This window comes from Pseudomonas sp. EL_65y_Pfl1_R83 (assembly GCF_963970695.1).
GTDB classification, from domain to species: Bacteria; Pseudomonadota; Gammaproteobacteria; order Pseudomonadales; family Pseudomonadaceae; genus Aquipseudomonas; species Aquipseudomonas tritici.
In genome coordinates this window covers 238,733-264,374 of record NZ_CAXAQI010000004.1, presented here as the reverse complement: position 1 = coordinate 264,374, position 25,642 = coordinate 238,733, and the positions used below count along the sequence as shown (strand labels likewise).

Genomic DNA, 25,642 nt, shown 5'->3' with positions numbered 1-25,642 from the left:
GGTTCTGGTAGCCGGCACAGGCTTGGCAAGGTAACGCGCATTCTTCTGATGCCGTTGTCTCGCCAATAAAAGCGAGAAGCGGCATCCCGGCAGCAGCCAATCCTGGCGCCTGCCCGAATCCCTCTCATCGACGCTGACCAGCACCTGACTCACCTCGGGATGCTACGGACGCGCCTGCCTTTACGGTGGGCGGGCCAAGCTGACTGTGCCTATAAAACGGTGCGGGGCAGACGGCCGTACCTGCACGAGTGTTTCCTCGCGCAGGAGTAACACCATGAACTTCACGCTGCTCAAAGAGTTCTTCGCCGGCTTCCTGCGGACCCGGCATATTGCCCGGCATTTCCGCCGCCTGGCGATGCTCGAAACCGTGACCGACGCCAGTGTCAGCCGCGAAGTACCGCCGACCCTGGCGCAAACCCTCGTGGTCTCGGCCAACAACAGTGCCGTGCAATTGCTCGGCACGCTAGGCAGTCATTGCGAAGGTTTGAACACCCAAGAGGCCGATGCCCTGCGCGTGCAATACGGCCTCAACGAAGTCGAGCATGAGCAACCGCTGCCCTGGTGGGTGCACCTGTGGCACTGCTACAAGAACCCGTTCAACCTGTTGCTGACCCTGTTGGCGGTCATCTCCTGGCTGACCGAAGACATGAAGGCCGCCACGGTGATTTTCTCCATGGTGGTGCTGTCGACGTTGCTGCGTTTCTGGCAGGAGGCCAAATCCAACAAGGCCGCCGATGCCCTGAAGGCCATGGTGAGTAACACCGCCACGGTGCTGCGTCGCGATGAGGCCAAGCGCATTGAGTTACCGATCAAGCAGTTGGTGCCCGGCGATCTGATTGTACTTTCGGCCGGCGACATGATCCCGGCCGACAGCCGTGTGCTCAGCGCCAAGGACCTGTTCGTCAGCCAGGCGGCGATGACCGGGGAATCGATGCCGGTGGAGAAGTTCGCCCACCAGCAGGACGCCAACACCCGCAATCCGCTGGACCTGGAAAATATCCTGTTCATGGGCACCAACGTGGTGTCCGGCGCGGCGACGGCGGTGATCCTGACCACCGGTAACAGCACTTATTTCGGCGCGTTGGCCCAGCGTGTGACGGCCACCGATCGCGCGACCACGTCGTTCCAGCACGGCGTTAACAACGTCAGCTGGTTGCTCATTCGGTTCATGTTCGTGATGGCACCACTGGTGCTGTTTATCAACGGTTTCACCAAGGGTGACTGGACTGAGGCGCTGCTGTTTGCATTGTCGATTGCCGTGGGCCTCACCCCGGAAATGTTGCCGATGATCGTCACCTCCACCCTGGCCAAGGGTGCGGTGTTTCTGTCGCGCAAAAAGGTCATCGTCAAGCGCCTGGACGCGATCCAGAACTTCGGCGCCATGGACGTGCTGTGCACCGACAAGACCGGCACGTTGACCCAGGACAGGATTTTCCTGGCGCGCCATGTGGATGTGTGGGGCGAAGAGTCCGACGATGTGCTGGAAATGGCCTACCTCAACAGCTACTACCAGACCGGCCTGAAAAACCTGCTGGACGTGGCAGTGCTGGAGCACGTGGAGGTGCATCGCGAGCTGAAAGTCGGCACCGCGTTCCACAAGGTCGATGAGATCCCGTTCGATTTCAATCGTCGCCGCATGTCAGTGGTAGTGGCCGAGGAAGGCTTGCCGCACCTGTTGATCTGCAAGGGCGCTGTGGAGGAAATCCTCTCTGTGTGCAACAACGTGCGCCATGGCGACACCAACGAGGCGCTGACCGATGAACTGCTGGCACGTATTCGCCAGGTCACCGCTGCGTTCAACGAAGAAGGCCTGCGCGTGGTGGCCGTGGCCGCGCAACCCATGACGCCGGGGCGCGACACTTACAGCCTGGCGGATGAGCAAAACCTCACGCTGATCGGCTACGTGGCTTTCCTCGATCCACCAAAGGAAAGCACCGCTCCCGCCCTCAAGGCGCTCAAAGCCCATGGCGTTGCGGTAAAAGTGCTGACCGGTGACAACGAGCTGGTCACCGCCAAAATCTGCCGTGAAGTGGGCCTGGAGCAACAAGGCCTGCTGATGGGCAACGATATCGAGGACATGACCGACGCCGAGCTGGCAGAGGCCGTGGAAACCACCAACGTGTTCGCCAAGCTGACGCCGAGCCACAAGGAGCGCATCGTGCGCCTGCTCAAGGCTAACGGACATGTGGTGGGCTTTATGGGCGATGGCATCAACGACGCGCCGGCGTTGCGTACCGCCGACATCGGTATTTCGGTGGACAGCGCGGTGGATATTGCCAAGGAAGCCGCCGACATCATCCTGCTGGAAAAAAGCCTGATGATCCTGGAGGAGGGCGTGCTGGAGGGGCGGCGTACCTTCGCCAACATGCTCAAGTACATCAAGATGACCGCCAGTTCCAACTTCGGCAACGTGTTCTCGGTGCTGGTGGCCAGTGCATTTATCCCGTTCCTGCCGATGCTGCCGATGCATTTGCTGGTGCAGAACCTGCTGTATGACATTTCGCAGATCGCGATTCCGTTCGATAACGTCGATGAAGACATGCTCGCCAAGCCACAACGCTGGCAACCGGGCGATGTCGGCCGCTTCATGCTGTTTTTCGGGCCGATCAGTTCGATCTTTGACATCTCCACGTTTGCACTCATGTGGTATGTCTTCGATGCCAACACCCCCGACCACCAGACCCTGTTCCAGTCCGGCTGGTTTGTGGTGGGGCTGCTGACCCAGACGCTGATCGTGCACATGATCCGCACCCCGAAAATCCCGTTCCTGCAAAGCCGTGCGGCGATGCCGTTGATGGTGATGACCGGTGTGATCATGGCCGTGGGGATTTTCCTGCCGATGGGGCCGTTGGCGCATTACTTTAAATTGCAGGCGCTGCCATCGCTGTACTTTGTGTTCCTGCCCGTGATCCTGCTGGCGTACATGGCCCTGACCCAGGCGGTGAAGGGTTACTACATCCGTAAGTTTGGCTGGCAATAAACAGGGACGATTTCCTTTGCAAGCAATCAACAACATCAACCTCAATTCCCTGATCGACACCCTGGTCAGCCTCACTGCGGCATTCATCCTTGGTGGCCTGATCGGTTTCGAGCGGCAATACCGCCAGCGCACTGCAGGTCTGCGCACCAACGTGCTGCTGGTGCAGGCGTTCTGGAGTCCGAGTACCACCGAGTAGCCCCCCGGCTGTCAGGCTTTGTCCCGCGCAAAGCTGACTATGCTACTACGAGGAAAAATCCTACAAGCAATCGAGATGATCCCTTCATTTGATAAGGCGCGACGTTGCTAAGGTTGCGCGCTTGCGCCTCAGGAACAAGGGCGCGGCTCTACGTGTTTACCGTGCTTTATCAAAAGGAGGGGTCTGTACTGCCTGAAGTGTCATGCAGAGTAATCAGCACCGTTTGTCGGAACTGTTACTTTTTACAGGTAGATAGGTCCCGTGTGATATGTAAGCGTATTGATCCCTCGGGGAGTCTTATGAGCAAAGCTTTAATTGTGGATGATCACCCTTTTATACGTGCCACCGTGAAGTACCTGTTGAAGCAGGAAGGATTCGTTGAAATATATGAAGCAGGCAACGGTGCAGACGCCATGCAGATTGCTCGTGAGAAATGTCCGGACCTGGTCATCCTTGACCTGGCGATGCCCAAGCTTGGCGGGCTGGAGGTGATCAGCCGGATCAAGGCGCTGGAACTGCCCTGTAAAATCCTCGTGCTGACTTCGTACCTGGCGGTGTTCTTTTCTACCCGCTGCATGCGCGCCGGAGCCATGGGCTTTGTTAACAAGACCGGTGAACTGGATGAGTTGCAAAAGGCGATCAGGGCGATCAGGTCCGGTTACAGCTGCTTCCCCAGCGTGGCCACCAGTTCGGTGCGCCGTGATGATTTGCAGACCACCGAGCAAGAACTGGTGGACGCGCTGTCGGATCGCGAATTGACGGTACTGCAAAAGCTGGCGCTGGGCCTGGGCAACAAGGAAATCGCTGAGGACATGTTGTTGAGCCACAAGACCATCAGCACCTATAAGACACGACTCAAGGAGAAGCTGCGTATGTCCTCGGTGGTGCACCTGTCCAAGTTCGCCCAGCGCAATCATCTGATCTGAAATGACCATCTCCCGGCTGTTGATTTTCATGGCCATCCTGCTGATGGGGCTGTTGCCCTGTGCAGCGATGGCTCTGGATGAGCCACATACACTGCGGCTGTTCGGCCATTCAACGCTGGAAAACCCCCGTCTGGAACTTGAGGAAAGTGACTGGCGCTGGCTGCGCGAGCGACGGATGTTGGTGATGGGGGTGTCAGCACCTGACTACATACCTTTCGACCGGTCCAACGGAAACGACTTTGAAGGCATTACAGCTGACTATGCGTGGCTGATCAGCCTGATTTTAAACATGCCTATTGAGGTTCGACGCTACGACACTCGTGATGAAGTCATCGAAGCGCTCAAACGCGGCGAGGTGGATTTAGTCGGGTCTGCCAACGGTTACGAAGCGGCCGATAAGGCACTGATACTGTCGCGTTCCTACGCTAATGATCAACCCGTGCTGGTGACCCGCACGGGTGACAGTCATTCATTGAGCGCCGACCTGGCTGGCAAGCGCGTAGCGATGCTTTACCACTATATGCAGCCTGACGCTGTCCAGGCCTTTTACCCCCACGCGCAACTGCAGCTGTATGGCTCGACTCACCAGGCTATCGGCGCCTTGGCGTTCGGTCAGGCGGATGTCTACTTGGGCGACGCTATCAGCGCCCGCTATCTGATCAACAAGAACCACCTCAATAACGTCCGCATGGCAGATTTTTCCGCATTGGAGGTCAACCCGTTCGGGTTTGCCTTCAACCAGGACAACGAGCGCCTACTGAATATCATCAACGAAGCGCTGGCCGTTATCCCGGCCAACCAGCAGATGGAGATCCTGCGACGCTGGAGTGCCGGTGACAGCGGTTTCCTGGCTGCCGACCGTTTGCGTTTGAGTGAGAGTGAGCAGCGTTGGCTGCAGAAGCACCCACGGGTGAAAGTTGCAGTGCTCGATAAGTTCGTGCCGTTGTCTTTTTTTAATGAGCAAAGGCAGTTTGTGGGCTTGAGTGACGAGGTATTGTCGCGAGTCAGCTTGCTTACGGGCTTGAAGTTCGAAGTGGTGCCAGGGAGTTCGCAGCCTCAGCAGATTGAAGAGGTCAGTACCGGCAGAGTGGATATGCTGGCGGTGATCACGCCCAGCGTCGAGCGGTCCGAAAAGCTGCGCTTCACTCGGCCTTATCTGTCCAATCCCTATGTGTTAGTGGCGCGTACCGGTGACGAACGCCTGGTGACGCTGGAGGACATGCCTGGAAAACGCCTGGCATTGCTCGCCGGTAGCACGCTCTCCGTGCAGATTGCCCGGGACTATCCAGGCATCGAGTTTGTCAATGTCGAGAACCCCGAGCAGGCCATGGATCTGGTCGCCAAGGGCAGCGTCGATGCGAACGTTATTTCGCTGATCAGTGCACGCTACATGATTGCGCGCCATTACCGTGATCGCTTGCGTATCACCAGCACCGTCGGTACGGAGCCAGCGCGCATTGCCTTCGGTGTCAATCGCAGCCAACTGGAGCTGTATTCGATCCTCGAAAAGGCGCTGTTGTGTATCACGCCTGAAGAAATGGACGAACTGACCAACCGTTGGCGCAGTGAGATCATCATCGAAGACAGCTACTGGATCAGCCATCGCAACGTGATTATCCAAGGGTTTGGCCTGGCCGCGCTGCTGCTGCTGATCACCCTGGGCTGGGTGCTCTACCTGCGCAACCTGATTCACAAGCGCACACAGGCCGAACGGGCCCTGAGCGACCAGATGCGGTTCATGAGCGTTCTGATCGACGGCACGCCGCACCCCATTTACGTGCGCGACCGCCAGGGCCGGTTAATGGCCTGTAATAACGCTTACCTCGATGTATTTGGCTTTAAGTTGGAGGACGTGATCGGCAAGACCGTGGTGCAAACCGATACGGGCAACCCGCCCCAGGCACAGTCGTTCCACGCCGAATACTTGAGCTTGATGGCGCGGGGGGAGCCGCAGATCCAGGATCGCGTACTTAAGGTTCCCGGTGGCGGTGTGCTAACCATCTACCAGTGGATGCTGCCGTACCGAGATAGCAATAGCCACGTTGTAGGCATGATTGCAGGTTGGGTGGATGTGAGCGAGCGCCAGCGGCTGTTGAGCCAGTTGCAGGCAGCCAAGGAGGACGCAGACTCGGCAAACCGTGCCAAGACCACATTCCTCGCGACCATGAGCCATGAGATCCGCACGCCGATGAATGCCGTGATAGGCATGATCGAATTGGCCCAGAAAAACGCCGAGCAGGGCCGCGTCGATCAGGATGCGCTGGAGGTGGCGTCGATGGCATCCCGAAGCATGCTGGAATTGATCGGCGATATTCTGGACATTGCGAAGATAGAATCCGGCCACCTGTCCCTGACCCTGGCGCCGGCCAATCTCCACGAGTTGTTGGCATCTGTGGCGCGTGTGTTTGAGGGGCTGGCTCGGGACAAAGGTTTGCACCTGCAAGTGGATCTCGATCCGATGATTGACCGCCCGGTGCTCATCGACCCTTTGCGCTTCAAGCAAGTGGTGTCCAATCTGCTGGGGAATGCCATCAAGTTTACCGCCACCGGTCAGGTGCGCCTGGGTGCCCAGTGCGCCCCTGCGTTGGCCGGGGACCACTTGAACCTACGGTTGTATGTCGAAGATACGGGGGTTGGCATCAGTGCTGAAGATCAGCAGCGGTTGTTCAACCCATTTATCCAGGGGAGTAACAACGACCAATCGGCGCGCAGTGGTTCCGGACTCGGGTTGGCGATCAGTCGCAACCTGTGCGAGATGATGGGCGGTCAACTGCACTTGAGCAGTGTGCTGGGCAAGGGGACGCGGGTGGACGTGACGTTGGCGCTGGCGTTGACCCGCGCAGCACGGGTTTCGACTTCCGTCGCTGGTGTTCCACCGACGCAGGCGTTGAACCTTCTGGTGGTCGACGATTATCCGGCCAACCGTTTGTTACTGACTCGTCAACTGAGCTTCCTTGGGCATCACATCGTCACGGCCGAAAATGGCGCCGAGGGTTTTGCACTGTGGCAGGCCGGGCATTTTGATGGCGTCATCACTGATAGCAACATGCCGGTTATGGACGGTTACACGCTGGCCCGTGATATCCGTGCCCAAGAGCGTCAGCGTGGTCTGGTGCCGTGCCTGCTGCTGGGGTTCACCGCCAACGCCCAGCCGGAGGAAACCGAGCGCTGCAGGCAGGCGGGCATGGATGGTTGCTTGTTCAAACCGACCGGCCTCGATGATTTGCGTGCGGCGCTGGCTCCTCGCACCGCAGCAGCCGTGAAGGGTGAGGTCGAGCCGGTGTACGACCTGAGTACGCTGACTGCGCTGACAGGCGGTGACACTGCCGCGCTTAACGAGTTACTGATGCCATTGCTCATCAGTCTTGCAGACGATCGCGTGCTGTTGTCGACGCTGAAAGATCACGCGGATATCGCCAAGTTGCATGACCTGGCCCATCGCGTTAAAGGGGGCGCTCGCATGGTCAAGGCCCACAGTTTGGTCGCCTGTTGCGAAACCTTGGAGGGGGTGTGTGAAAGGCACGACCATCGAGCACTGGCGGCTGCGAAACAGGCGGTTGGCATGGCCATCGATGGTTTGCATCACAGCCTGAGCCAGCACAGCAAGCAGGCTTGACTGAGGTGGATAGCCATTCGGCGGATTTGGGAGAACTCCTACATGGAAGGGGAATAAGCCTGATTTTGTCTTCGGTATATGTCTGGAAAATGGGCCTCGCTCACTGACGAGCACTGCCTGCCCAGGGGTTTGCCATGCCAAACAAAGCACTGACTATCCTGATTGCCGATGAGCAGCACCTGCAACGCCTGTACATCGAGAAAATGCTCAACCAGTTGGGGTATCACCGGATCGTACCGGTGCAGACCTTCGAAGAGGTCCAGCTACTCACTGCTATCCCGGCCCAACCTTTTGACGTGCTGATCATCAGTGCGGGGCTGGCGGTCCAAGCTTGCGGGCCTCAACCCCAGGCACATCATGTGCTGGTCTACGATCACCAGGACCTGAGTCTGGATCTGAACACCCCCGCCGATGCAACGCCGGCGGTGCTGGTACGGCTGCCCGGCATGCCGGATAACGTCAACCTCGAACACTTCATGGACATCATCGACCCACCCGCAGCCACCACCGGCCTGCGGGTTTTACCGTGGCTGCGGGAGTTATCGCGCGCGCCCGTGGCCTAGTCCCACTGTGGCGCGATACCTTTCGGGCTGGTCAGGCGATGGCCGCGCTCCAGTTCGGCAATCTGCGCCATGTCGGCCGCACTCAAGGCCAGTTGCAAGGCCTTGAGGTTGCTTTCCAGGTTGGCACGTTTGGTCGACGATGGGATGACCGCGTAGCCCAGTTGCATGGCCCAGGCCAACGTCACTTGCGCCGGGGTAGCCTGATGGCGCTCGGCGATTTGCTCAATCACCGGGTCTTTGAGCACTTCGCCGTAGGCCAGGGTCATGTATGAGGTGATCTGGATACCGTTAGCGGTGGCAAAATCCACGACCTTGCGATTTTGCAGGTAGGGGTGCATCTCGATCTGGTTGGTGGCGATGTTCTCGGCACCAACGGCGGCAATCGCTTGCTTCATCAGGTCGATGGTGAAGTTGGAGATGCCGATCTGGCGGGTCAGGCCCAGGCGTTTGGCTTCAAGCAGTTGGCCCATGAATTCGGCGACAGGCACCTGGTCTTCCGGCGATGGCCAATGGATCAGGGTGAGGTCCAGATAGTCGGTTTTCAGTTTGCTCAGGCTTTCACGCAGGCTTGGAATCAGCTTGCCTTTGGCGAAATTGGCGATCCAGATTTTGCTGGTTATAAACAGCTCATCGCGCGGTATGCCGCTGTCGACAATGGCTTGTCCGACGTCTGCTTCGTTCTCATAGATCTGCGCGGTGTCGATGACGCGGTAGCCCAGTTCCAGGCCGGTGCTGACCGAATCGATCACCACCTGGCCCTGCAAGCGGAAGGTGCCTAGGCCGAAGGCCGGAACGTTTTGCGTTGGGATAGACATTAGTAACTCCTGAAGGGGTGTAAACAATGGAGTCGAGTATCCGCTCGTCGTTCCTCTGGAAAAACCGCCGAATCCGAAAAGGACTCTTTACCCCAGGTCACGAGTATGGGCGCGTGCCAGGTCGGCATCCAGCGCATCGCTCAACATTTGCGTGCGCTGGGGGGCAGCAGGGCGCCGAGGGTGAACAGGTCCTGGCGGATATGCCCGAAGTCATCCAGGGAGTGACCCGCGCAGGCTGATTCCCGCAGGTACGATGCCACCCTGTTGTTCGCCAGCCCGGTGCGCGAGGTGATCCCATCGCCGAAGGCACTGGCAAAGCCGCCAACGAAGAGGTCCGGGCGCTGCTCACGGTCACCTTGGGCGGGCGTGAACATATGTTCGGCGAGGGCGCGCTTCACGGACCGCTGGCGGATATGTTGCGATCGATTCTGCGCGGGACGCTGGCGTATGGGGGCTATGACGTATTGGCGCCGTTTGTGGCGTGGCACGTTCCGTATATCAGCGCTGAGGCGCGCCAGGATTTCCTGCTGGGGTATGAGACACGGCGGCAAGGGTTGGCGGATGAGCCGCCCTTGGTGTTTCCGAAACTTGAGCAGTTTGATGAGGCGTTGTACCCACGTCTCTGAACCGAGCATTGATCAAATGTGGGAGCAGGCAAGCCAGCTCCCCACATATCGATCTTCATCAGTCAGTGATGTTTCGTTGTCCGCGCAACCGCTCCGCCGCACTGCGCAGCAGTTGCTCGGTGCTGCTCCAGCCCAGGCAACCATCGGTCACTGACACGCCGTACTTCATCGACGCGCTCAACGGCTGGCAACCTTCGAACAGATGACTTTCGAGCATCATGCCGATCAGCGCGGTGTCGCCCTGCAGGCGTTGCTCCAGTACGTCGTTGAATACGGCCGGTTGACGCAACGGATCCTTGCCGCTGTTGGCATGGCTGCAGTCGACCATGATGCGCGCCGCCACCTTGGATTTGGCCAAGTCGTGTTTCACCTGCGCCATGCTTTGCGCATCGTAGTTCGGCCCACGGTGACCGCCGCGCAGTACCAGATGAGTATCGGGGTTGCCCGGAGTCTGGATGATCGCCGGGTGGCCCTGGCTGTCGACGCCGAAATGGCGGTGCGGGTGTGAGGCCGAGCGCATCGCGTCAGAGGCTATCGCCACGCCGCCGTCGGTGCCGTTTTTGAAACCCACCGGCATGCCCAGGCCGCTGGCCATTTCGCGGTGGATCTGCGATTCGGTGGTGCGCGCGCCAATCGCGACCCAACTGAGCAGGTCATCGAAGTAGCCGGCGGCCATGGGTTGCAGCAGCTCGGTGGCTACTGGCAGGCCCAGGCGCAGCATTTCGCGCATCAGTTCGCGCGACAGCGTAAGTCCGGCAGCCATGTCATCGCTGCCATCCAAATGAGGGTCGTAGGCCAGGCCTTTCCAGCCGATGGTGGTGCGCGGTTTTTCGACGTAGGCGCGGATCACCAGCAGCATCTGGTCGCTGACTTCAAGCGCGAGCTTCTTCAGGTTGCGCGCGTATTCCATGGCCGATTCCGGATCATGGATCGAGCACGGACCGACAATCACCAGCAAACGTGAATCGTCGCCATTGAGGATGCCGCGTACGGCTTGGCGATGGGCATGGACCTGCTCGTTGAGGAACGGGCTGAGCGGCAGCTTGAGCTTTAAATCAAGGGAACTGGGCAGGCGCTGGGTCAGGGCTTCATTGGCGCTGGTCAGGGCAGAGAGGGGCAGGGCGGCAATGGCAGTGTTCATATTCAAGGCTTCCTGGGCAAGCGGCGGGCTATTCCCGCGCGCTCTGCCCTACTGGGGTGTTCGACAATTGGCCGTATCGGCTGCGTGTGTTGTCTTGCCACCAATAGGTGACCGATCGGAGGCGGCAGGCTGTCCCGAACGGAGCTTGCTAAATCGCCATGCAGTGGAAGTGTCGTAGCGGTAATAGGTGGCGTAGTTCATGTCGTGAGTCCTTTAAGTGTTCTTGCAAAATTGATGGAGGCCTGAAAAAACAAAACCCCCGGTCGGGGAGCCGACCGGGGGTTAGATTTCTCTGGTAGGCGACCCCTTGAGTAGTGGGCGCCGATTTCAGGTATCAGGCGCGCCAGTGGCTAAACCAATACCCAAAATAAAAGCATACCGCAGCGCTCGAACCGTTCACACGGGTAGCCGATACCGGACGCGGGGCGCTGGCAGCAGGGCAAACCTGAGTGTGGGTGAGTTGCAACACGGTATGTCTCCAAATGATGGGGGCAGCTTACTAGAGGCACACGGGGGGATTCAATCAGAAATTTCTATCGTGCCGGGGTACTTACTGCTATCGGCCGGGATATGCTTCTAACACTTCGACAATAATTGCTTGGACGCGACCATGACTGCCCTGACCCTTGCTGCGGCTCAATCCATTTCCATTGCGGGTGATGTGCCGGCCAATATCGAACGGCACCTGGCGTTCATGCACGTGGCGGCCGAGCATAACGTGCAATTACTTGTATTTCCCGAGCTTTCGTTGACCGGGTACGAGCCGTCATTGGCTGCCGGTTTGGCGATTACGCCAGATGACCCAGTCCTGGCGCCGCTGCGTGAAATAGCCCGGGCGTTGCAATTGACGGCGGTAGTGGGAATGCCTGTCCGCCTCGCACCCGATGCCGGTGTATTGATTGGCGCCCTGGTACTGGGCGCGGATGGCTCCCTGGCGCTCTATACCAAGCAGCATTTGCACCCAGGCGAAGAGGTTGCGTTCGTCCCGGGCCAGGGCGGTGCGGCCCTCGAGTGTGAGGATGAGCAGATAGCATTGGCCGTGTGCGCGGACTTCTCCCACGCCAGTCATCCGCGCCTGGCGGCAGAGGCGGGCGCCACTGTCTACGCCGCTGGCGTGCTGGTTAGCGAGGGCGGCTACGCAACGGACAGCGCGTTACTCCAGGGCTATGCGGCTGAGCATGGCCTGCTGGTGTTGATGGCCAACCATGGCGGCCCGTCCGGTGGCTATGTTTGCGCCGGTCGCAGCGCCATCTGGGCGGCTGATGGCGGTTTGCTGGCCGCCGCTCCCGGTGTTGGCGACGCGCTGGTGATTGCCCGTCGTGTTGGCGCCGTGTGGGCTGGCCAAGTGGTAGCTCTCTAAATGGCGTTCCACTTACGCGCGGCGACGCACCACGACCTGCCATTGGCGCGGACGTTGACGTTCGAAGCCATGAGCCGCTACTACGTGCAATACGGCTTGGTGTGGTCCAACGATGGCTTTGATGTTGCCTGGGCGGGCCGTGAAAACTGGCTGATCTGCAATGATGACGTCGTGCTGGGCTTTATCAGCCTGAGCCGCGACAGTCGCGCGCTCTATATCCGCGAGTTGCATATGCTCGAGGCGTGTCGCGGGCTGGGCGCGGGCAGTTGGGTATTGGAGCAGATGGCAGCCAAGGCTCAAGCCTTGGGTTTGTTACGCTTGACGGTGTTCAAGAGTAATCCTGCCAGGCAGCTCTATCAGCGCAGTGGGCTGAACATTGTGGGTGAAGATGATTGCTTCTGGCGCATGGAGCGTGCCTGTCAATCGAGCTAATCCCTATGGTCCATTCTAATAAGCGCATACTGGGTACAGGAGGCGACTTTCTTGTTGTCGCTTCAACGTGTCAAACAGGAATGCGTATTCAAATGAGTGGAATCAGTTCGCGTTTGAGACAAGAAAGGGAGCGACTTGGCCTGTCGCAAAAATTATTTGGTGAAATAGGCGGCGTTGAAGCCAATGCACAGGGTAAGTACGAAAACGGAGGGCGAGCGCCCAAAGCCGACTACTTGTCGCGTGTCGCCGAAAGAGGTGTAGACGTGTTGTACGTGCTGACCGGTGAAACCACGCCGCTTCAACTGGAGAATCTCAGCAAGCTTGAAGAAAAAGTACTGGGTGACTACCGCGCGATGTTCAAGGAAGACCAGGCTGCAATCCGTCGTTTGACGTCTAGCCTTGCTGAGCATTGTGTGGCGCATAACGGTAAAACCACGCCCTAGCCCCGGGATGCCTGACCTGTTGCTCAGAAAGTTGAGCCGTCCGGCCCACACTGGGCGGCTACTGTGTGTGCTAACGCTATATATATGACGCTTGCAGCTAGGTCTGCGCCTAGGTTTTTTGCTAAGGTGTTCAGCAACCTATAAGACCATATCGCGAGGTGTCTGCTTGATTAGGGTGCTAGTAGTCGATGACCATGATCTCGTTCGTACAGGCATTACACGAATGCTGGCTGACATCGATGGCCTGCAAGTAGTCGGCCAGGCCGAGTCCGGGGAAGAGTCCCTGATCAAGGCCCGGGAGTTGAAACCCGATGTGGTGCTGATGGACGTCAAGATGCCCGGTATCGGTGGTCTTGGCGCCACGACCAAGTTGTTGCGCAGCCACCCGGACATCAAAGTCGTGGTGGTGACCGTGTGTGAAGAAGACCCGTTCCCGACACGCCTGTTGCAGGCGGGTGCGGCCGGTTACCTGACCAAGGGCGCAGGCCTGGCGGAGATGGTGCAAGCGATTCGCCTGGTATTTGCGGGCCAGCGTTACATCAGTCCGCAGATTGCCCAGCAACTGGCCATCAAATCCTTCCAGCCCACCAGCGACTCGCCATTTGATGCGCTGTCGGAGCGGGAAATCCAGATCGCCTTGATGATTGTCGGTTGCCAGAAGGTGCAGACGATTTCAGACAAACTGTGCCTGTCGCCCAAGACCGTCAACACCTACCGCTATCGCATTTTCGAGAAGCTCGCCATCAGCAGTGATGTTGAATTGACCCTGCTCGCGGTGCGCCACGGCATGGTGGACGCCAGCGCCTGACATGACCACATTGTTTGATCCAAGTGCTTTCCTCTCGACCTGCAGTGGCCGTCCTGGCGTGTACCGCATGTTCGACAGTGAGGCGCGCCTGCTGTATGTCGGCAAAGCCAAGAACCTGAAGAACCGTCTGGCGAGCTACTTTCGCAAGAGCGGTCTCGCGCCCAAGACCGCTGCGCTGGTGGCGCGTATCGCCCAGGTCGAAACCACCATCACCGCCAATGAAACCGAGGCGTTGCTGCTCGAGCAGACGCTGATCAAGGAATGGCGGCCGCCTTACAACATTCTGCTGCGTGACGATAAATCCTACCCCTACGTGTATTTATCCGACGGTAATTTTCCACGCCTGAGCATTCATCGTGGCGCGAAGAAGTCGAAGGGTAAGTATTTCGGGCCCTATCCGAGCGCCGGCGCGATCCGCGAAAGCCTTAGCCTGCTGCAAAAGACCTTTTTTGTGCGCCAGTGCGAAGACAGCTTCTACAAGAACCGCACCCGGCCGTGTCTGCAGTACCAGATCAAACGCTGCAAGGCACCCTGTGTGGGCCTGGTTGAACCGGCCGAGTACGCCGAGGATGTGCGCCATTCTGTGATGTTCCTCGAAGGACGCAGTAATGCGCTCACCGACGAACTCTCCAGCGCCATGGAGCAAGCCGCCAGCACCCTGGATTTCGAGAAGGCCGCCGAACTGCGCGACCAGATCTCCCTGCTGCGCCGCGTGCAGGACCAGCAGAGCATGGAAGGCGGCACCGGCGACGTGGACGTGATCGCAGCCTTCGTCAACCCAGGCGGTGCCTGTGTGCACCTGATCAGCGTGCGTGGCGGGCGGGTGTTGGGCAGTAAGAATTTCTTCCCACAGACCGGTATCGACGAGGAGGTCGCCGAAGTCATGGCGGCGTTCCTTGGCCAGTACTACGTCAGCAGCCCCGAGCGCGACCTGCCAGCGGAGCTGATCGTCAACGTGGTGCATGAAGACTTCCCCACGCTGATCGAGGCGATCCACGAACTGCGCGGCCGCGAGTTGGACATCAGCCACCGCGTACGCGGCACCCGAGCGCGCTGGCAGCAATTGGCCGTGACCAATGCCGAACAGGCCCTGGGAGCACGCCTGGCCAATCGACAGCATGTCGCAGCACGCTTTGACGCCCTGGCCGAAGTCCTCAACCTGGACGAGCCCCCGCAGCGCCTGGAGTGCTACGACATCAGCCACTCCAGCGGCGAGGCCACCGTGGCCTCCTGCGTGGTGTTCGGGCCGGAAGGGCCGATCAAATCCGATTACCGGCGCTACAACATTGAAGGTGTCACCGCTGGCGATGACTATGCAGCCATGCACCAGGCCCTCACGCGGCGGTTCAGCAAGCTGAAGGACGGCGAGGGCAAACTGCCCGATATCCTGCTGGTGGACGGTGGCAAAGGCCAGCTGTCGATGGCTCGCGACGTGCTCAACGAACTGGCCGTGCCCGACCTGATCCTGCTCGGCGTGGCCAAGGGCGCCACACGCAAAGCCGGTTTCGAAACGTTGTACTTGAATGATGCCGCCCACGAGTTCACCTTGAAGGGTGACTCGCCTGCGCTGCATTTGATCCAGCAGATCCGCGACGAAGCCCACCGTTTCGCCATTACCGGCCACCGCGCCCGCCGTGGTAAAACCCGGCGAACGTCAACCCTGGAAGGGGTGGCGGGGGTTGGGCCGACACGGCGTCGCGACTTGCTAAAACATTTTGGTGGCTTGCAGGAGCTGTCCCGTGCCAGCATTGACGAAATAGCCAAAGCACCCGGTATCAGTAAAAAGCTCGCTGAGTTGATTTATGCGAACCTGCATAGCGAATAGAATGCCCTTTCCACCTCGTAGCCAGTTGTGCCGATGAATATCCCTAATCTGATCACCGTTCTACGCGTCCTGCTTATCCCCATTTTCATTCTGTTGTTCTATTTGCCGTACGAATGGAGTCATATGGCCTCCAGCTCGGTGTTTGCGTTTGCCGCCGCCACCGACTGGCTCGATGGCTACCTGGCACGTCGACTTGAGCAGAGCACGCCGTTCGGCGCGTTCCTAGACCCTGTGGCGGACAAGCTCATGGTGGCCGTCGCCCTGGTCCTGCTGGTTCAGGAACACGGCAACCTGTGGCTGACCCTGCCGGCCGCGGTGATCATCGGCCGCGAGATCGTGGTGTCGGCCCTACGCGAATGGATGGCCGAAATCGGCGCCCGCGCCCACGTTGCCGTCTCCAACATGGGCAAATGGAAAACCGCTGCGCAGATGCTCGCATTGGTGATTCTGCTGGCCAACCCGTCGGATTTCTCTTTCTGGGTCCTGAGCGGCTACGCCTTGCTGCTCATCGCCGCCGGCCTAACCTTGTGGTCCATGCTCCAGTATCTGCGCGCCGCCTGGCCGCATCTGCGCACCACCATTGAAAAGAAATAAAACTTTTTTGAATCAAGGGGTTGACGGGTTCTGATATTTCTATAGAATGCGCACCACCAAGACGCGGGAATAGCTCAGTTGGTAGAGCACGACCTTGCCAAGGTCGGGGTCGCGAGTTCGAGTCTCGTTTCCCGCTCCAAATATTAAGAATGGACCTCTGAAAAGAGGTCCATTTTTTTCGTCCAGAAAAAGTCGTTCTATGACTTTTGCTGCGCACCTCCCTGAAAACACTCCGATCCAGTTCTTATGTGCGCAGTTTTCAGTGCATCAATCCGCGTATCCATCGGCAGCAGAGGTACCACGGCATGGGCTTTGGCAGGCTCTCTGTATCCGGGATCGTCCGGCAGAGGCGTGACCTTGGGCCGCTGCTGGGGGCGTGTCACACCTGCCGCTGCCCTACGACGCCGGAATGCGGTTCAGCGCCGTGCAGGCGCAGCAGGGGCGCAAGACCGTCGATGAGGTGCATGGGATCGGTAGGCATGGGGCATTTCAAAATTTGACCCTGTTGCAGGGGCTTATCAGGACGGCGTAGAGCTTATCCAAGCGTGCAGCAGAATTTGTTTTTTTGGTAAAAAGTTTTATTGACTAAAATATTATATGGGGTAATTATTTCTCTGCATCTGCTTCATGCAGAGTCATCTTCAGGGTTATCCCGATGAGTCATAAAGCCCAATTCTCCCTTGCGACTTCTTACGTCGAGGCCAATGAGTCTTCATTGGCCACTCGCGTGGCACCGCTGCTGATGCAGGGTTTTCCCGCCGCGCTGGAACACCGGGTAACGTGGAACAACTGGATGCGCGCGCCCTTCAATCAGTGGGGCTTCCGTCATCTGGCGCGACTGCGCCCCAGCATTGATGTGTCGGCGGGGCCAGGGCCTGCCGGTCAGCTCCAGGAGGCTCCCCGCGCTCTGGATCAACTGTGTTTCGACAGTGAGAGCGGGCTGGGCATCCGTGTGATCGAGCACCTTGTCGCCAGCCAGACCGACGCCTTTTTGGTGATGCAGGGTGACACGGTGTTGTTCGAGCGTTACTTCAACGGTCAGCACGCCTGTGACCGGCATATCATGTTCTCGGTAACCAAGTCGCTGATCGGTACCTTGGGTGAACAGCTGGTGACGCGCGGTGTGCTCAAGCCCGAGCGGCCGGCCGCTTATTACGTGCCTGAACTGGCGGGCAGCGCGTTTGGCGATGCCACGGTGCGCCAATTGTTCGACATGGCGGTGGGCATCGACTACAGCGAAGTGTATGACGACCCCAATTCAGAAAGCTCGCAGTACGGCTATGCCTGCGGCTTTCAACCGGCACCGGCGCAGTACGCGCAGTTCGAATCGTTGTACCAGTACTTGCCCTCCCTCAAGAAGCGCGGCAGCCACGGTGGGTTTTTCCATTATGTGACGGCCACCACCGAAGCCTTGGCGTGGGTCATGGAGCGTGCCTCGGGCAAAGCGTGCAGTCAGATGCTGGAGGAGGTCTGGGGGCGCCTGGGGTGCGAGCGCGACGGCTATTTCCTGGCTGATCCCTGGGGCCGTAACGTGGCCGGAGCGGGCTTCAGCGCCACCTTGAGAGACATGGCGCGTTTCGGTCGCCTGCTGGCCAACAACGGTCGCCACGACGGCGTTGAGCTGCTGTCGCCCGAGACGGTGGCCCGTATCACCGCCGGCGCGGATCCGGCGGTCTACGCGCAAAATGCCGAGTTCTCCCACTGGACGCCCGGTGCGTCCTATCGAAGCCAGTGGTACGTGTTCAACGACCACAGCCAGGCCCTGATGGCCGGGGGTATTCACGGCCAGTACCTGTTCATCGACAAGCCGTCCGGCGTAGTGATCGTCAAGCAATCTTCGCTCACCGATGCGGTCAGCCCGTTCGATACCGACAGCGTGCGCATGCTGCGCGCGATCGCAGCCCACTTGAGCCACTGACCCACGCCAAAAAATAAGAGTTTTGCGTTCTATTCACCTGGCTTGCCCAGGTGTTGGCGGCGCCCTGCGTCGCCATTGACTGCCCTGTAACAACAATAATTCCACAGGAGCTTCTTATGGTATTCAGCAAGCGTTTCTCTCGAGCGCTGTTAGCGGTCGGCTTACCCTTGACCACCCACGTCGCATTCGCGGGCTACACCTTTGAGGACGGCGATCTCAAGGGCGAAGTCAATCTCACGGCAGGCGGCGCAACGTTGTTTACCCGTGGTGTCAACTTCGGCAGCGGCCAGGTCGATGCGCGCAACGGTAAAAACGGCGGCGCCCGGATCAACTGGCAAGAGGTCTACGTAAAACCGGGGGTCAAACTCGAGTATGCGTTGCAACCGGATTTTAGCCTGCTCGCGAGCGGTTCCCTGGTGGCAGCGAGCACCTTCGGCGATGGCGACGCGGGGGGCTTCAGCCGCAGCTCCGATGGCAAGGCCGCAGCCGAAGAACTCTACGGCGGTTTTCGCGCCGGCGAGTGGACGCTCACCGCCGGCCGCCAGAACTACATGATCGGTACGGGGTTCATCGTCATGGACGGTAACCTCGACCAGTACAAGGATGGCGCCTACTGGCTCGGCCCGCGAACCGCCTTCAAGGATTCGGCGATCCTTGCCTGGGATCATGGCGCGCTGAAGTCCCAGGCCTTCACCTTGCGCACCGATGATGACTTGGGCGATTTCCGCATGACCGGCGTCAACGTGGATTACAACGTTGATGACCAGGTGACGCTCGGCGCCATGGCCATGAAGGTCAATGCCCTTGGCCCCAGAGGCAGCACGCTCCCGCGCCGCCGGGACGGGATGCAGGTGTACAACCTGCGGGCACTCAACGCCAAGGTGCCCGGTGTACAGGCGCTGACGCTGAATGCCGAGTACGCGCTGGAGCGCGGCAGCGGCGAGGGGGTCGACTACGATGCCAACGCCTGGTATGCCCAGGCCGACTATGCCTTCAACACCTTGCCGCTGACGCCGGTCCTTGGCTACCGCTACGCGAGCTTTTCCGGCGACGACAACCTCACCGACAACCGGCAAAAAGCCTGGGACCCACTGAGCAAAGGCTTCGTCGACTGGAGCACGTGGCTGGTCGGGGACGTGGTCGGCAACTACCTGTTGTTCAACAGCAACGAAAACGTCCAGCAGTTCTCCCTCAAGACCCACCTCAACGAAACCCTGACCCTCGGCGCGATTCACTATCAGTTCTGGCTGGACGAGAAAAACTACATGGGCGCATCGGTCAGTGATCGGCGCTTTGCTGACGAAAGTGTGGTTTTCCTCGACTGGACACCCACGCCGTCGTTCTATACGTCGCTGTCGTACAACTGGGTCAAGCCACTGGCCGCCGCCAAACAGGTGTTCGGCAACGACCAGATGTTCAGTGCGCTGGAACTGTATTTCACCTACCGCTATTAAGTGCTGCGAGCCATCGCGGCCGCGCTGGAGTGTTTTGATCATGAACAGATTTTTGCGTAACACCGTGCTGGGCACTGTCGCCTCGTTGCTCATCAGTGGTGTTTGCCTGGCTGAAGAACGAACCGTACGGATCTACAACTGGATCGAATACCTGCCACCCGAAGTGCTCAAGAGCTTCCAGGAGGAAACCGGCATTCGCCCGATTTACGATGTGTTCGATAGCGTCGAAACCATGGAGTCCAAGCTGCTGACGGGCAACTCCGGGTATGATGTGGTGTTTCCCGGCTCCGCCAACCTGGGACGCTTGATCACGGCCGGTGCCGTGCAGCCGCTGGACCGCAAGCAGTTGCCGAACTGGCAGCACCTGGACCCGCAATTCATGCAAACCCTGGAAACCGCAGGTGACTCAGGCAATCGCTACGCCGCACCTTACCTGTGGGGCACCACGCTGATCGGCTACAACGTCGACAAGGTGCGCAAAGCCCTGGGCCCCGACGTGCAGATGAACAGCTGGGACATCATCTTCAAGGAAGAAAACCTCGCCAAGCTCGCCAGTTGTGGCGTGGGTTTCCTCGACGCCGGCAACGAGATCCTGCCGATTGCCTTGCACTATAAGGGCCTCGATCCTAATAGCCAGAAGCGTGAGGACTATGTGCAAGCCCAGGCCGTGATGATGAAGATTCGCCCTTACGTCAGTTACTTCAACTCGTCGCGCTACGGCATGGACCTGGCCAACGGTGATATCTGTGTGGGCGTGGGTTGGTCCGGCGGTATCGCACTGGCCACACGACTGGCAGATGCCGCTGGCAAGGGCGTCAAGGTCGAGATGGCACTGCCCAAGGAAGGCGCGCCCATGTGGTCGGACGTGATGATGATCCCGGCGAAGGCCCCCGATCTGGAGGAGGCCCATGCGTTCATCAATTACATCCTGCGCCCGGACGTGATTGCGCGCATCAGCAACAAGATCGGCTACCCCAACCCGAACAAGGACGCCACCGCGCTGGTGGCCGCCAGCATCCGTAACGACCCCAACATGTATGTGCCGGACGAAGCGCGCAAGACCCTGTTTGCCCTGGAGCCGATTCCGGCCGCCGTGGAGCGCATCCGTACCCGCACGTGGACCGCCATCAAGAGCAACCGCTGATCAGTGTGGCCCGGTGCGTGCGCGCCGGGCTTGGAGCTTGCCATGACTGAACGGATGGACATTGCCCCGAACTTGCAGCGGGTGCTGACCCTTCGCGTCGCGATAGGGCCAGGTGTGATGCTGGGCGACAGCGTTGAAGGTCTGCGCTGTAACTACCCGATTCTGGGCGGGGATTTCGATGGAGTCGGCATCAGCGGCCAGGTCCTGGCGGGCGGAGAAGATTGTTTTCTTTTGCGCCAGGATGGTATCGGTCAACTGGATGCCCGCTACAGCGTTAGGACCGACGAAGGCGAGGTGATCAACATCCGTAACCGGGGTGTGCTGAGCATGACTGAGTACGGGCGCCAGCTGGAGCGCGATGGTCAGTGGCCGATTCCTGAGACGGAGTACCGCTGCACCTGCACCCCGGTGTTCCAGGTGCCCAGGGGGCGGTTGGACTGGCTCACCCGATCAAGTTTTATCGGCCTGGTGCATTATCCGTGCGCCGACCAGGTGATGATTCGTTGCTATCGCTTTTACTGAGGCCCGACCCCAGAAGCTGTCAGGCCTGCATGCCGTAGAACAGCAGCTCGGTGATACGCCTGACCTGGGTTGAGTGCGCGTCGATATCCGGGTGTTCCTGGTTCACCAGTCTGAACAGTTGCAGGTGCGAGTAGTCATTCAAGAGGAACGCGGCCAACTCCACATCGAGTTGCGGGCGCAGCTTGCCGGCCCGTTGCAATTCCCGAAGCAGTTCGCTGATTTCGGCCCTGAGCGCATCGTTCATGGCCCGATAACCCGCGGGCAGTTCGTTGCTGCCACCGAACAGGATCAGCGGCAGCAGTTCACGCCACAGGCTGGGGTGCATGACTTCCAGGGCATAGCCCGTGAGCAGGCGTTCCAAGTGGCAGAGCGCTTCGACCGGGTCGTCTATTTTGTGGATCAGGCTGCGGGTGTCGGTGATCGCGCGTTGATCGGCGTGGTGCAGGATCTCCAAGATGATTTCCTGCTTGTTGCCGAAGTACTTGAACACCGTCGGCGGCGACACCCCGGCCTGGCTGGCGATCTGTTCGATGGTGGTGTTCTGGAAACCCTGGCGCTCAAACAGTTCGATCGCGGCTTTACTGATAGCTTGCCGGCGCTCGGCTTTCTGACGTTCACGCAGTCCGCTCACAGGAGATCCTTGTCACGAATTAAAAGAGGGGCGCGTGTTGGCCCCAGACCCCTGCAAAATACTTAATTGGGTAAAGCTTTTAAAGCACTCATTGCCATTCAAGGGGTTTGCCGCTGATGCTTCTTCATACGGTAAGCAAATTGAGCCCGGCTGAGCCCCACGAGCCTGGCGGCCGCGGCCAGGTTGCCGGCGCTTTGTTGCAACGCTTCATTGATCAGGCGCGATTCAAGGCCTTCGATGGAAAACCCCTGGTCCAACTGGTCGAGGGTATCCAGCAGCGTCGAGCGGGGCGCCTGCCCGGTATTTGACAGGCTGCCTTGGTCGTCCAGGCCATAGGGCTCGGCGGGCATCGGTTCGTTGCGAAACAGATGCCCCAAGTCAATGGCTTGGCCTTCGTCGCTGGCGATCAGGCCGCGTTCGATGAGGTTTTGCAGCTCGCGCACATTGCCCGCGAAGTCGTAGCGCAGCAATGTCTTCAGGGCGCGCATGGTCAGGCCTGCCGGGGTCCGGGCGTAGTCTTGGCAGAAGCGCGTCAGGAACGCATTAATCAGCAGCGGGATGTCGTCCCGGCGTTCACGCAGCGGGGGCAGGGCGATGGGGTATACGTTCAGCCGGTAGAACAGGTCTTCGCGAAAGCTCCCGTCTGCCACGGCTTTACGCAGGTCGATATTGGTGGCGGCGACCACGCGCACATCCACCTTGATCCCGCGCACCCCGCCGACCCGTTCGATTTCCCGTTCCTGCAAGGCTCGCAGCAACTTGCTTTGCCCGGGCAGGCTGAGGCTGGTGATTTCATCCAGGAACAAGGTGCCACCCTGGGCCCGTTCGAATCGCCCGGGGCGCGAGTGCGTCGCGCCGGTATAGGCGCCGCGTTCGACACCGAAGAGTTCGGCCTCCACGAGGTTATCCGGGATGGCGGCACAATTGAGTGCCACAAACGGGCTGTCATGGCGACGACTGAGCTGGTGCAGCTGGCGCGCAAACATCTCCTTGCCCACGCCGGACTCACCGCTGATCAGCACCGTCGCGGGCGTCAGTGCAACCCTTTGCAGCGCTTGCATCGCCGCGTTGAACGCGGCACTGGCGCCCACCAACGGTTGGGGCTGGCGGGTTCCGCCACTGCTGCCCACGGGGCCTGCGAGCGTGGGGGCGGCAGGGCCGGTGACGGCCTGGGACACATTCAGGTAGCGCAGGTCCTGCTCGACATCACCCCATTGCTCGGCCGTCTTGCCAATCACGCGGCAACGGCGATGGCCCATGCCACGGCATTCCACTTCGCGGAAAATCACCATTTGCCCGAAGAGGCCACTGACGAAGCCGATGGCGTAGCCGGTTTCAGTCCAGCACACCGGGTCCTGGCCGATGCCGTAGGCCCCTACATGTTCATCGGCTTCGCACGAGTGGTGCCAGAGAAATTCCCCTTCATAGAACCCTGAGTCGGCATCGAACTTGAAGTGCAGCGGTTCGACCTTGGTCATGCCTTCCAGGGTGTGCAGGTGTGTGCCGGCGCGAAACACAGCGGCGGCATCGGCCTGCGGCCAACGCTCGCGGATCAAGCGCGCATCCCGGGCGCCGGAGGCATAACCGGTGCGGGTGAACAGACCCCGAGCCTGGTCCAGTCCCAGGCGCTCGATGACCTCGGCGCGCAGGGCGCCGAACGACGAACTGTGCAGCAACAACATGCGTTGATCGTTGAGCCAGATGCGCCCATCTTCAGGGGAAAAGAACAGGCAGTCGGCCAGTTCCGCCGTGGTGGGCGAGCTGCTGTCACTGAGTTGGCGACTGTCGCCACGCGGAGGGTAGGGCGCGGTGGCCACCCGGTCGTCGCGTAGCGCGCTGTGGGGATTAGTCATTGTTATGCCCCTGCAAAGCGAGTGATCGATATGAGCAATTGCTCAGATAGTTATAAAACATAACCTTATCAATTGAACAAGTGGCAGAACCCGGGTTTTTTGTGGGCGATCGCCCCAGGCGTGTGAACGCTTCGTGGCAGGCCTCGACCCAGAGCCTTCGCCGGTTTATATGCGCGTCGTTGCGTGCAAGCGGCACAGCCTTTGCTCAAGGCTTGATGCGGCGTTTGCACCTTGTGCAGACGATGACAATTACAAGAACCGGGAGTTGCCAATGTCAGTGTCTGAAACCACCCCCTTTCTACAGCGGGCCATCGCGTCCGCATGCCTGTTCAACGGCGATTGGATTCCCGCTTCGGGATCTGTGATTGACGTGATTGAACCCGCCACCGGCGAACCCCTGATGCGCTGCGCCATGGCCAACCCGGCCGACATCGCCATCGCCTGCCGCAGCGCGGCCCTGGCGCAGCCGGCCTGGGCTGCACTCGGCCCACGGGAACGCGCCGAGGTGTTTCGCAGGGCGGCGGACCTGGCCCAGCGGTCCTTCGCCGAACTTGCGCTGTACGTCGCCCGGGAAACCGGGGGCGCGTTATTCAAGGGCGAACACGAAGTGCGCGAAGCGATTGTGCTGCTGCATCAGGCGGCGGGGCTGTTGTCCCAACCTCACGGGGTGCTGCTGCCCAGTGCAGCAGGCCGACTGTCCTATGCCCGGCGCCAGCCCCACGGCGTGGTCGGGGTGATTTCACCGTTCAACTTTCCGCTGGTGCTGTCGCTGCGTTCAGTGGCCCCGGCGCTGGCGGCGGGCAATGCAGTGGTGCTCAAACCCGACCCGCAGACCCCGGTCAGCGGAGGGTTTCTCATTGCCCGGCTGTTCGAAGAGGCGGGCTTGCCCAAGGGCCTGTTGCAGGTGTTGCCCGGCGCGGCGCCAGCGGGGGAAGCGCTGTGCCGCGATCCTAATGTGCGGATGATTGCGTTCACCGGGTCCACTGCGGCGGGGCGCAAAGTTGCTGAAGTGGCCGGGCGACAGCTGAAAAAAGTCGCGCTGGAACTGGGCGGCAAAAACCCGCTGATCATTCTCGAAGACGCCGACCTCGATCTGGCCGCGAGCAATGCTGCGTGGGGCGCCTGGCTGCATCAGGGGCAAATTTGCATGGCGACCGGGCTGATTCTCGTGCATGAATCCATCGCCGAAAGCCTCACCCGCAAGCTGGTGGACAAGGCCCGGGCGCTCACCGTGGGCAACGCCGCCCGGGGTGAAGCGGCGCTCGGCCCGTTGATCAACCAACGGCAATTGCAGCGCGTGCACGAGATCGTCAGCGACAGCCTGCAGGCCGGTGCACGGCTGGAGGCGGGTGGCGACTATGACCGGTTGTTCTACCAGCCCACCGTGCTCAGTGGCGTGCGCCCGGGCATGCGCGCCTTTGAGGAAGAGATGTTCGGCCCCGTGGCCACGGTGGTCAGCTTTACCACCGACGAGGAGGCTATCGAACTGGCCAACCGCACGGAGTACGGCCTCTCGGCCGCCATCATCTCGCCCTCGGTCGGGCGCGCCATGGCCATCGGCGAGCGGCTGGACTGCGGCCTGCTGCACATCAACGACCAGACCGTGGCCGACGAATGCATCAACCCGTTCGGCGGGCGCGGTGCCTCCGGCAATGGCGGCAGCGTCGGCGGGCCGGCCGACTGGGACGAGTACAGCCAGTGGCAGTGGGTCACGGTGAAAAATACTCCGCCCGTCTATCCGTTCTGAGCCGTGGTCGTTCTGAGCCCTGGCTCATCGATTTGATACACCCACGCC

Annotated in this window: 20 protein-coding genes, 1 tRNA gene and 2 pseudogenes; 18 read left to right on the top strand and 5 right to left on the bottom strand. The window is 59.9% G+C overall.

Translation table 11 applies throughout. The features are described 5' to 3' along the window. The first annotated feature begins 274 nt into the window (after positions 1 to 274). The 5 genes and pseudogenes from mgtA to AACY08_RS07660 all read left to right on the top strand — a co-directional run bounded on the left by mgtA (position 275) and on the right by AACY08_RS07660 (position 8,281). Positions 275 to 2,980, top strand: a complete 2,706-nt coding sequence (mgtA, locus tag AACY08_RS07680) for a magnesium-translocating P-type ATPase (protein ID WP_339468876.1) — start codon at positions 275 to 277, stop codon at positions 2,978 to 2,980. Positions 2,981 to 2,996: 16 nt separating this feature from the next. Continuing rightward, positions 2,997 to 3,140 (top strand): annotated as a pseudogene (locus AACY08_RS07675) (MgtC/SapB family protein); the annotation flags it as partial. Between the two features lie 335 nt (positions 3,141 to 3,475). Then, positions 3,476 to 4,102 carry a response regulator transcription factor gene (locus AACY08_RS07670; RefSeq protein ID WP_339468875.1) on the top strand — a complete coding sequence of 209 codons (627 nt, stop codon included), beginning with the start codon at positions 3,476 to 3,478 and terminating at the stop codon, positions 4,100 to 4,102. A 1-nt stretch (position 4,103) separates the two neighbouring features. Continuing rightward, positions 4,104 to 7,718, top strand: a complete 3,615-nt coding sequence (locus AACY08_RS07665; RefSeq protein WP_339468874.1) for a transporter substrate-binding domain-containing protein — start codon at positions 4,104 to 4,106, stop codon at positions 7,716 to 7,718. A 134-nt stretch (positions 7,719 to 7,852) separates the two neighbouring features. Then, a complete protein-coding gene (locus AACY08_RS07660; protein ID WP_339468873.1) occupies positions 7,853 to 8,281 on the top strand; it encodes a chemotaxis protein CheY in 429 nt (142 codons plus the stop codon). On the opposite strand, the gene dkgB is transcribed toward AACY08_RS07660, so the two are convergent. After that, positions 8,278 to 9,096 carry a 2,5-didehydrogluconate reductase DkgB gene (gene dkgB, locus AACY08_RS07655; RefSeq protein WP_339468872.1) on the bottom strand — a complete coding sequence of 273 codons (819 nt, stop codon included), beginning with the start codon at positions 9,094 to 9,096 and terminating at the stop codon, positions 8,278 to 8,280. The genes AACY08_RS07660 and dkgB overlap by 4 nt on opposite strands. 140 nt (positions 9,097 to 9,236) lie before the next feature. Then, on the bottom strand, positions 9,237 to 9,494 hold the full coding sequence (locus tag AACY08_RS07650) for a hypothetical protein (RefSeq protein WP_445261443.1): 258 nt from the start codon (positions 9,492 to 9,494) through the stop codon (positions 9,237 to 9,239). On the opposite strand from AACY08_RS07650, the pseudogene AACY08_RS07645 reads away from it, so the two are divergent. After that, a pseudogene (locus AACY08_RS07645) lies at positions 9,432 to 9,722 on the top strand (NAD(P)H-dependent oxidoreductase); the annotation flags it as partial. The gene AACY08_RS07650 and the pseudogene AACY08_RS07645 overlap by 63 nt on opposite strands. Before the next feature lie 58 nt (positions 9,723 to 9,780). Here AACY08_RS07645 and AACY08_RS07640 read toward each other — a convergent pair. Then, a complete protein-coding gene (locus AACY08_RS07640; protein ID WP_339468871.1) occupies positions 9,781 to 10,863 on the bottom strand; it encodes a 3-deoxy-7-phosphoheptulonate synthase in 1,083 nt (360 codons plus the stop codon). 610 nt (positions 10,864 to 11,473) lie between these two features. On the opposite strand from AACY08_RS07640, the gene AACY08_RS07635 reads away from it, so the two are divergent. The 11 genes from AACY08_RS07635 (at position 11,474) to AACY08_RS07585 (ending at position 21,363) form a co-directional block, all read left to right on the top strand. Next, positions 11,474 to 12,223 carry a carbon-nitrogen hydrolase family protein gene (locus tag AACY08_RS07635; protein WP_339468870.1) on the top strand — a complete coding sequence of 250 codons (750 nt, stop codon included), beginning with the start codon at positions 11,474 to 11,476 and terminating at the stop codon, positions 12,221 to 12,223. Next, positions 12,224 to 12,655: a GNAT family N-acetyltransferase gene (locus tag AACY08_RS07630; RefSeq protein ID WP_339468869.1), complete on the top strand. Its 432-nt coding sequence runs from the start codon at positions 12,224 to 12,226 to the stop codon at positions 12,653 to 12,655. A gap of 92 nt (positions 12,656 to 12,747) precedes the next feature. Next, positions 12,748 to 13,098, top strand: coding sequence for a helix-turn-helix domain-containing protein (locus tag AACY08_RS07625; protein ID WP_339468868.1), 351 nt, complete (start codon positions 12,748 to 12,750; stop codon positions 13,096 to 13,098). Positions 13,099 to 13,264: 166 nt separating this feature from the next. After that, positions 13,265 to 13,906: a response regulator transcription factor GacA gene (gene gacA / locus AACY08_RS07620; RefSeq protein WP_003190387.1), complete on the top strand. Its 642-nt coding sequence runs from the start codon at positions 13,265 to 13,267 to the stop codon at positions 13,904 to 13,906. 1 nt (position 13,907) lies between these two features. Beyond that, positions 13,908 to 15,731 (top strand): excinuclease ABC subunit UvrC, encoded by a 1,824-nt coding sequence (uvrC, locus tag AACY08_RS07615; protein ID WP_065872297.1) that lies wholly within the window; start codon positions 13,908 to 13,910, stop codon positions 15,729 to 15,731. A gap of 33 nt (positions 15,732 to 15,764) precedes the next feature. Beyond that, positions 15,765 to 16,325 carry a CDP-diacylglycerol--glycerol-3-phosphate 3-phosphatidyltransferase gene (pgsA, locus tag AACY08_RS07610; protein ID WP_339419471.1) on the top strand — a complete coding sequence of 187 codons (561 nt, stop codon included), beginning with the start codon at positions 15,765 to 15,767 and terminating at the stop codon, positions 16,323 to 16,325. 63 nt (positions 16,326 to 16,388) lie between these two features. Then, positions 16,389 to 16,464: transfer RNA gene (locus AACY08_RS07605), tRNA-Gly, on the top strand. Positions 16,465 to 16,980: 516 nt separating this feature from the next. Further along, on the top strand, positions 16,981 to 18,243 hold the full coding sequence (locus tag AACY08_RS07600) for a serine hydrolase domain-containing protein (RefSeq protein WP_339468866.1): 1,263 nt from the start codon (positions 16,981 to 16,983) through the stop codon (positions 18,241 to 18,243). A gap of 116 nt (positions 18,244 to 18,359) precedes the next feature. Beyond that, entirely contained in the window at positions 18,360 to 19,697 is a 1,338-nt protein-coding gene (locus tag AACY08_RS07595; RefSeq protein WP_339468864.1) for an alginate export family protein, read from the top strand. 40 nt (positions 19,698 to 19,737) lie between these two features. Further along, positions 19,738 to 20,841: a polyamine ABC transporter substrate-binding protein gene (locus AACY08_RS07590; RefSeq protein WP_339468863.1), complete on the top strand. Its 1,104-nt coding sequence runs from the start codon at positions 19,738 to 19,740 to the stop codon at positions 20,839 to 20,841. Between the two features lie 42 nt (positions 20,842 to 20,883). Continuing rightward, positions 20,884 to 21,363, top strand: coding sequence for a DUF3237 domain-containing protein (locus tag AACY08_RS07585; RefSeq protein ID WP_339468862.1), 480 nt, complete (start codon positions 20,884 to 20,886; stop codon positions 21,361 to 21,363). A gap of 19 nt (positions 21,364 to 21,382) precedes the next feature. Here AACY08_RS07585 and AACY08_RS07580 read toward each other — a convergent pair whose 3' ends face one another. Together AACY08_RS07580 and AACY08_RS07575 are read right to left on the bottom strand one after the other, a co-directional pair. Then, complete coding sequence (locus AACY08_RS07580; RefSeq protein WP_339419463.1) at positions 21,383 to 21,994, bottom strand: TetR/AcrR family transcriptional regulator; 612 nt, start codon at positions 21,992 to 21,994, stop codon at positions 21,383 to 21,385. A 98-nt stretch (positions 21,995 to 22,092) separates the two neighbouring features. Next, a complete protein-coding gene (locus AACY08_RS07575; protein ID WP_339468861.1) occupies positions 22,093 to 23,847 on the bottom strand; it encodes a sigma 54-interacting transcriptional regulator in 1,755 nt (584 codons plus the stop codon). A 271-nt stretch (positions 23,848 to 24,118) separates the two neighbouring features. Here AACY08_RS07575 and AACY08_RS07570 point away from each other — a divergent pair, with 271 nt between their 5' ends. Then, positions 24,119 to 25,594: a benzaldehyde dehydrogenase gene (locus AACY08_RS07570; RefSeq protein ID WP_339468860.1), complete on the top strand. Its 1,476-nt coding sequence runs from the start codon at positions 24,119 to 24,121 to the stop codon at positions 25,592 to 25,594. Positions 25,595 to 25,642: the final 48 nt, after the last annotated feature.

Excerpts from the sequence above, each read along its gene's own strand:
- AACY08_RS07665 (WP_339468874.1), top strand. The coding sequence starts at position 4,104 with ATGACCATCTCCCGGCTGTTGATTTTCATGGCCATCCTGCTGATGGGG.
- AACY08_RS07635 (WP_339468870.1), top strand. The coding sequence starts at position 11,474 with ATGACTGCCCTGACCCTTGCTGCGGCTCAATCCATTTCCATTGCGGGT.
- AACY08_RS07670 (WP_339468875.1), top strand. The coding sequence starts at position 3,476 with ATGAGCAAAGCTTTAATTGTGGATGATCACCCTTTTATACGTGCCACC.
- AACY08_RS07570 (WP_339468860.1), top strand. The coding sequence starts at position 24,119 with ATGTCAGTGTCTGAAACCACCCCCTTTCTACAGCGGGCCATCGCGTCC.
- mgtA (WP_339468876.1), top strand. The coding sequence starts at position 275 with ATGAACTTCACGCTGCTCAAAGAGTTCTTCGCCGGCTTCCTGCGGACC.
- AACY08_RS07600 (WP_339468866.1), top strand. The coding sequence starts at position 16,981 with ATGAGTCATAAAGCCCAATTCTCCCTTGCGACTTCTTACGTCGAGGCC.
- uvrC (WP_065872297.1), top strand. The coding sequence starts at position 13,908 with ATGACCACATTGTTTGATCCAAGTGCTTTCCTCTCGACCTGCAGTGGC.
- AACY08_RS07575 (WP_339468861.1), bottom strand. The coding sequence starts at position 23,847 with ATGACTAATCCCCACAGCGCGCTACGCGACGACCGGGTGGCCACCGCG.
- AACY08_RS07660 (WP_339468873.1), top strand. The coding sequence starts at position 7,853 with ATGCCAAACAAAGCACTGACTATCCTGATTGCCGATGAGCAGCACCTG.
- AACY08_RS07595 (WP_339468864.1), top strand. The coding sequence starts at position 18,360 with ATGGTATTCAGCAAGCGTTTCTCTCGAGCGCTGTTAGCGGTCGGCTTA.
- AACY08_RS07625 (WP_339468868.1), top strand. The coding sequence starts at position 12,748 with ATGAGTGGAATCAGTTCGCGTTTGAGACAAGAAAGGGAGCGACTTGGC.
- AACY08_RS07640 (WP_339468871.1), bottom strand. The coding sequence starts at position 10,863 with ATGAACACTGCCATTGCCGCCCTGCCCCTCTCTGCCCTGACCAGCGCC.
- AACY08_RS07630 (WP_339468869.1), top strand. The coding sequence starts at position 12,224 with ATGGCGTTCCACTTACGCGCGGCGACGCACCACGACCTGCCATTGGCG.
- AACY08_RS07590 (WP_339468863.1), top strand. The coding sequence starts at position 19,738 with ATGAACAGATTTTTGCGTAACACCGTGCTGGGCACTGTCGCCTCGTTG.
- pgsA (WP_339419471.1), top strand. The coding sequence starts at position 15,765 with ATGAATATCCCTAATCTGATCACCGTTCTACGCGTCCTGCTTATCCCC.
- AACY08_RS07585 (WP_339468862.1), top strand. The coding sequence starts at position 20,884 with ATGACTGAACGGATGGACATTGCCCCGAACTTGCAGCGGGTGCTGACC.
- dkgB (WP_339468872.1), bottom strand. The coding sequence starts at position 9,096 with ATGTCTATCCCAACGCAAAACGTTCCGGCCTTCGGCCTAGGCACCTTC.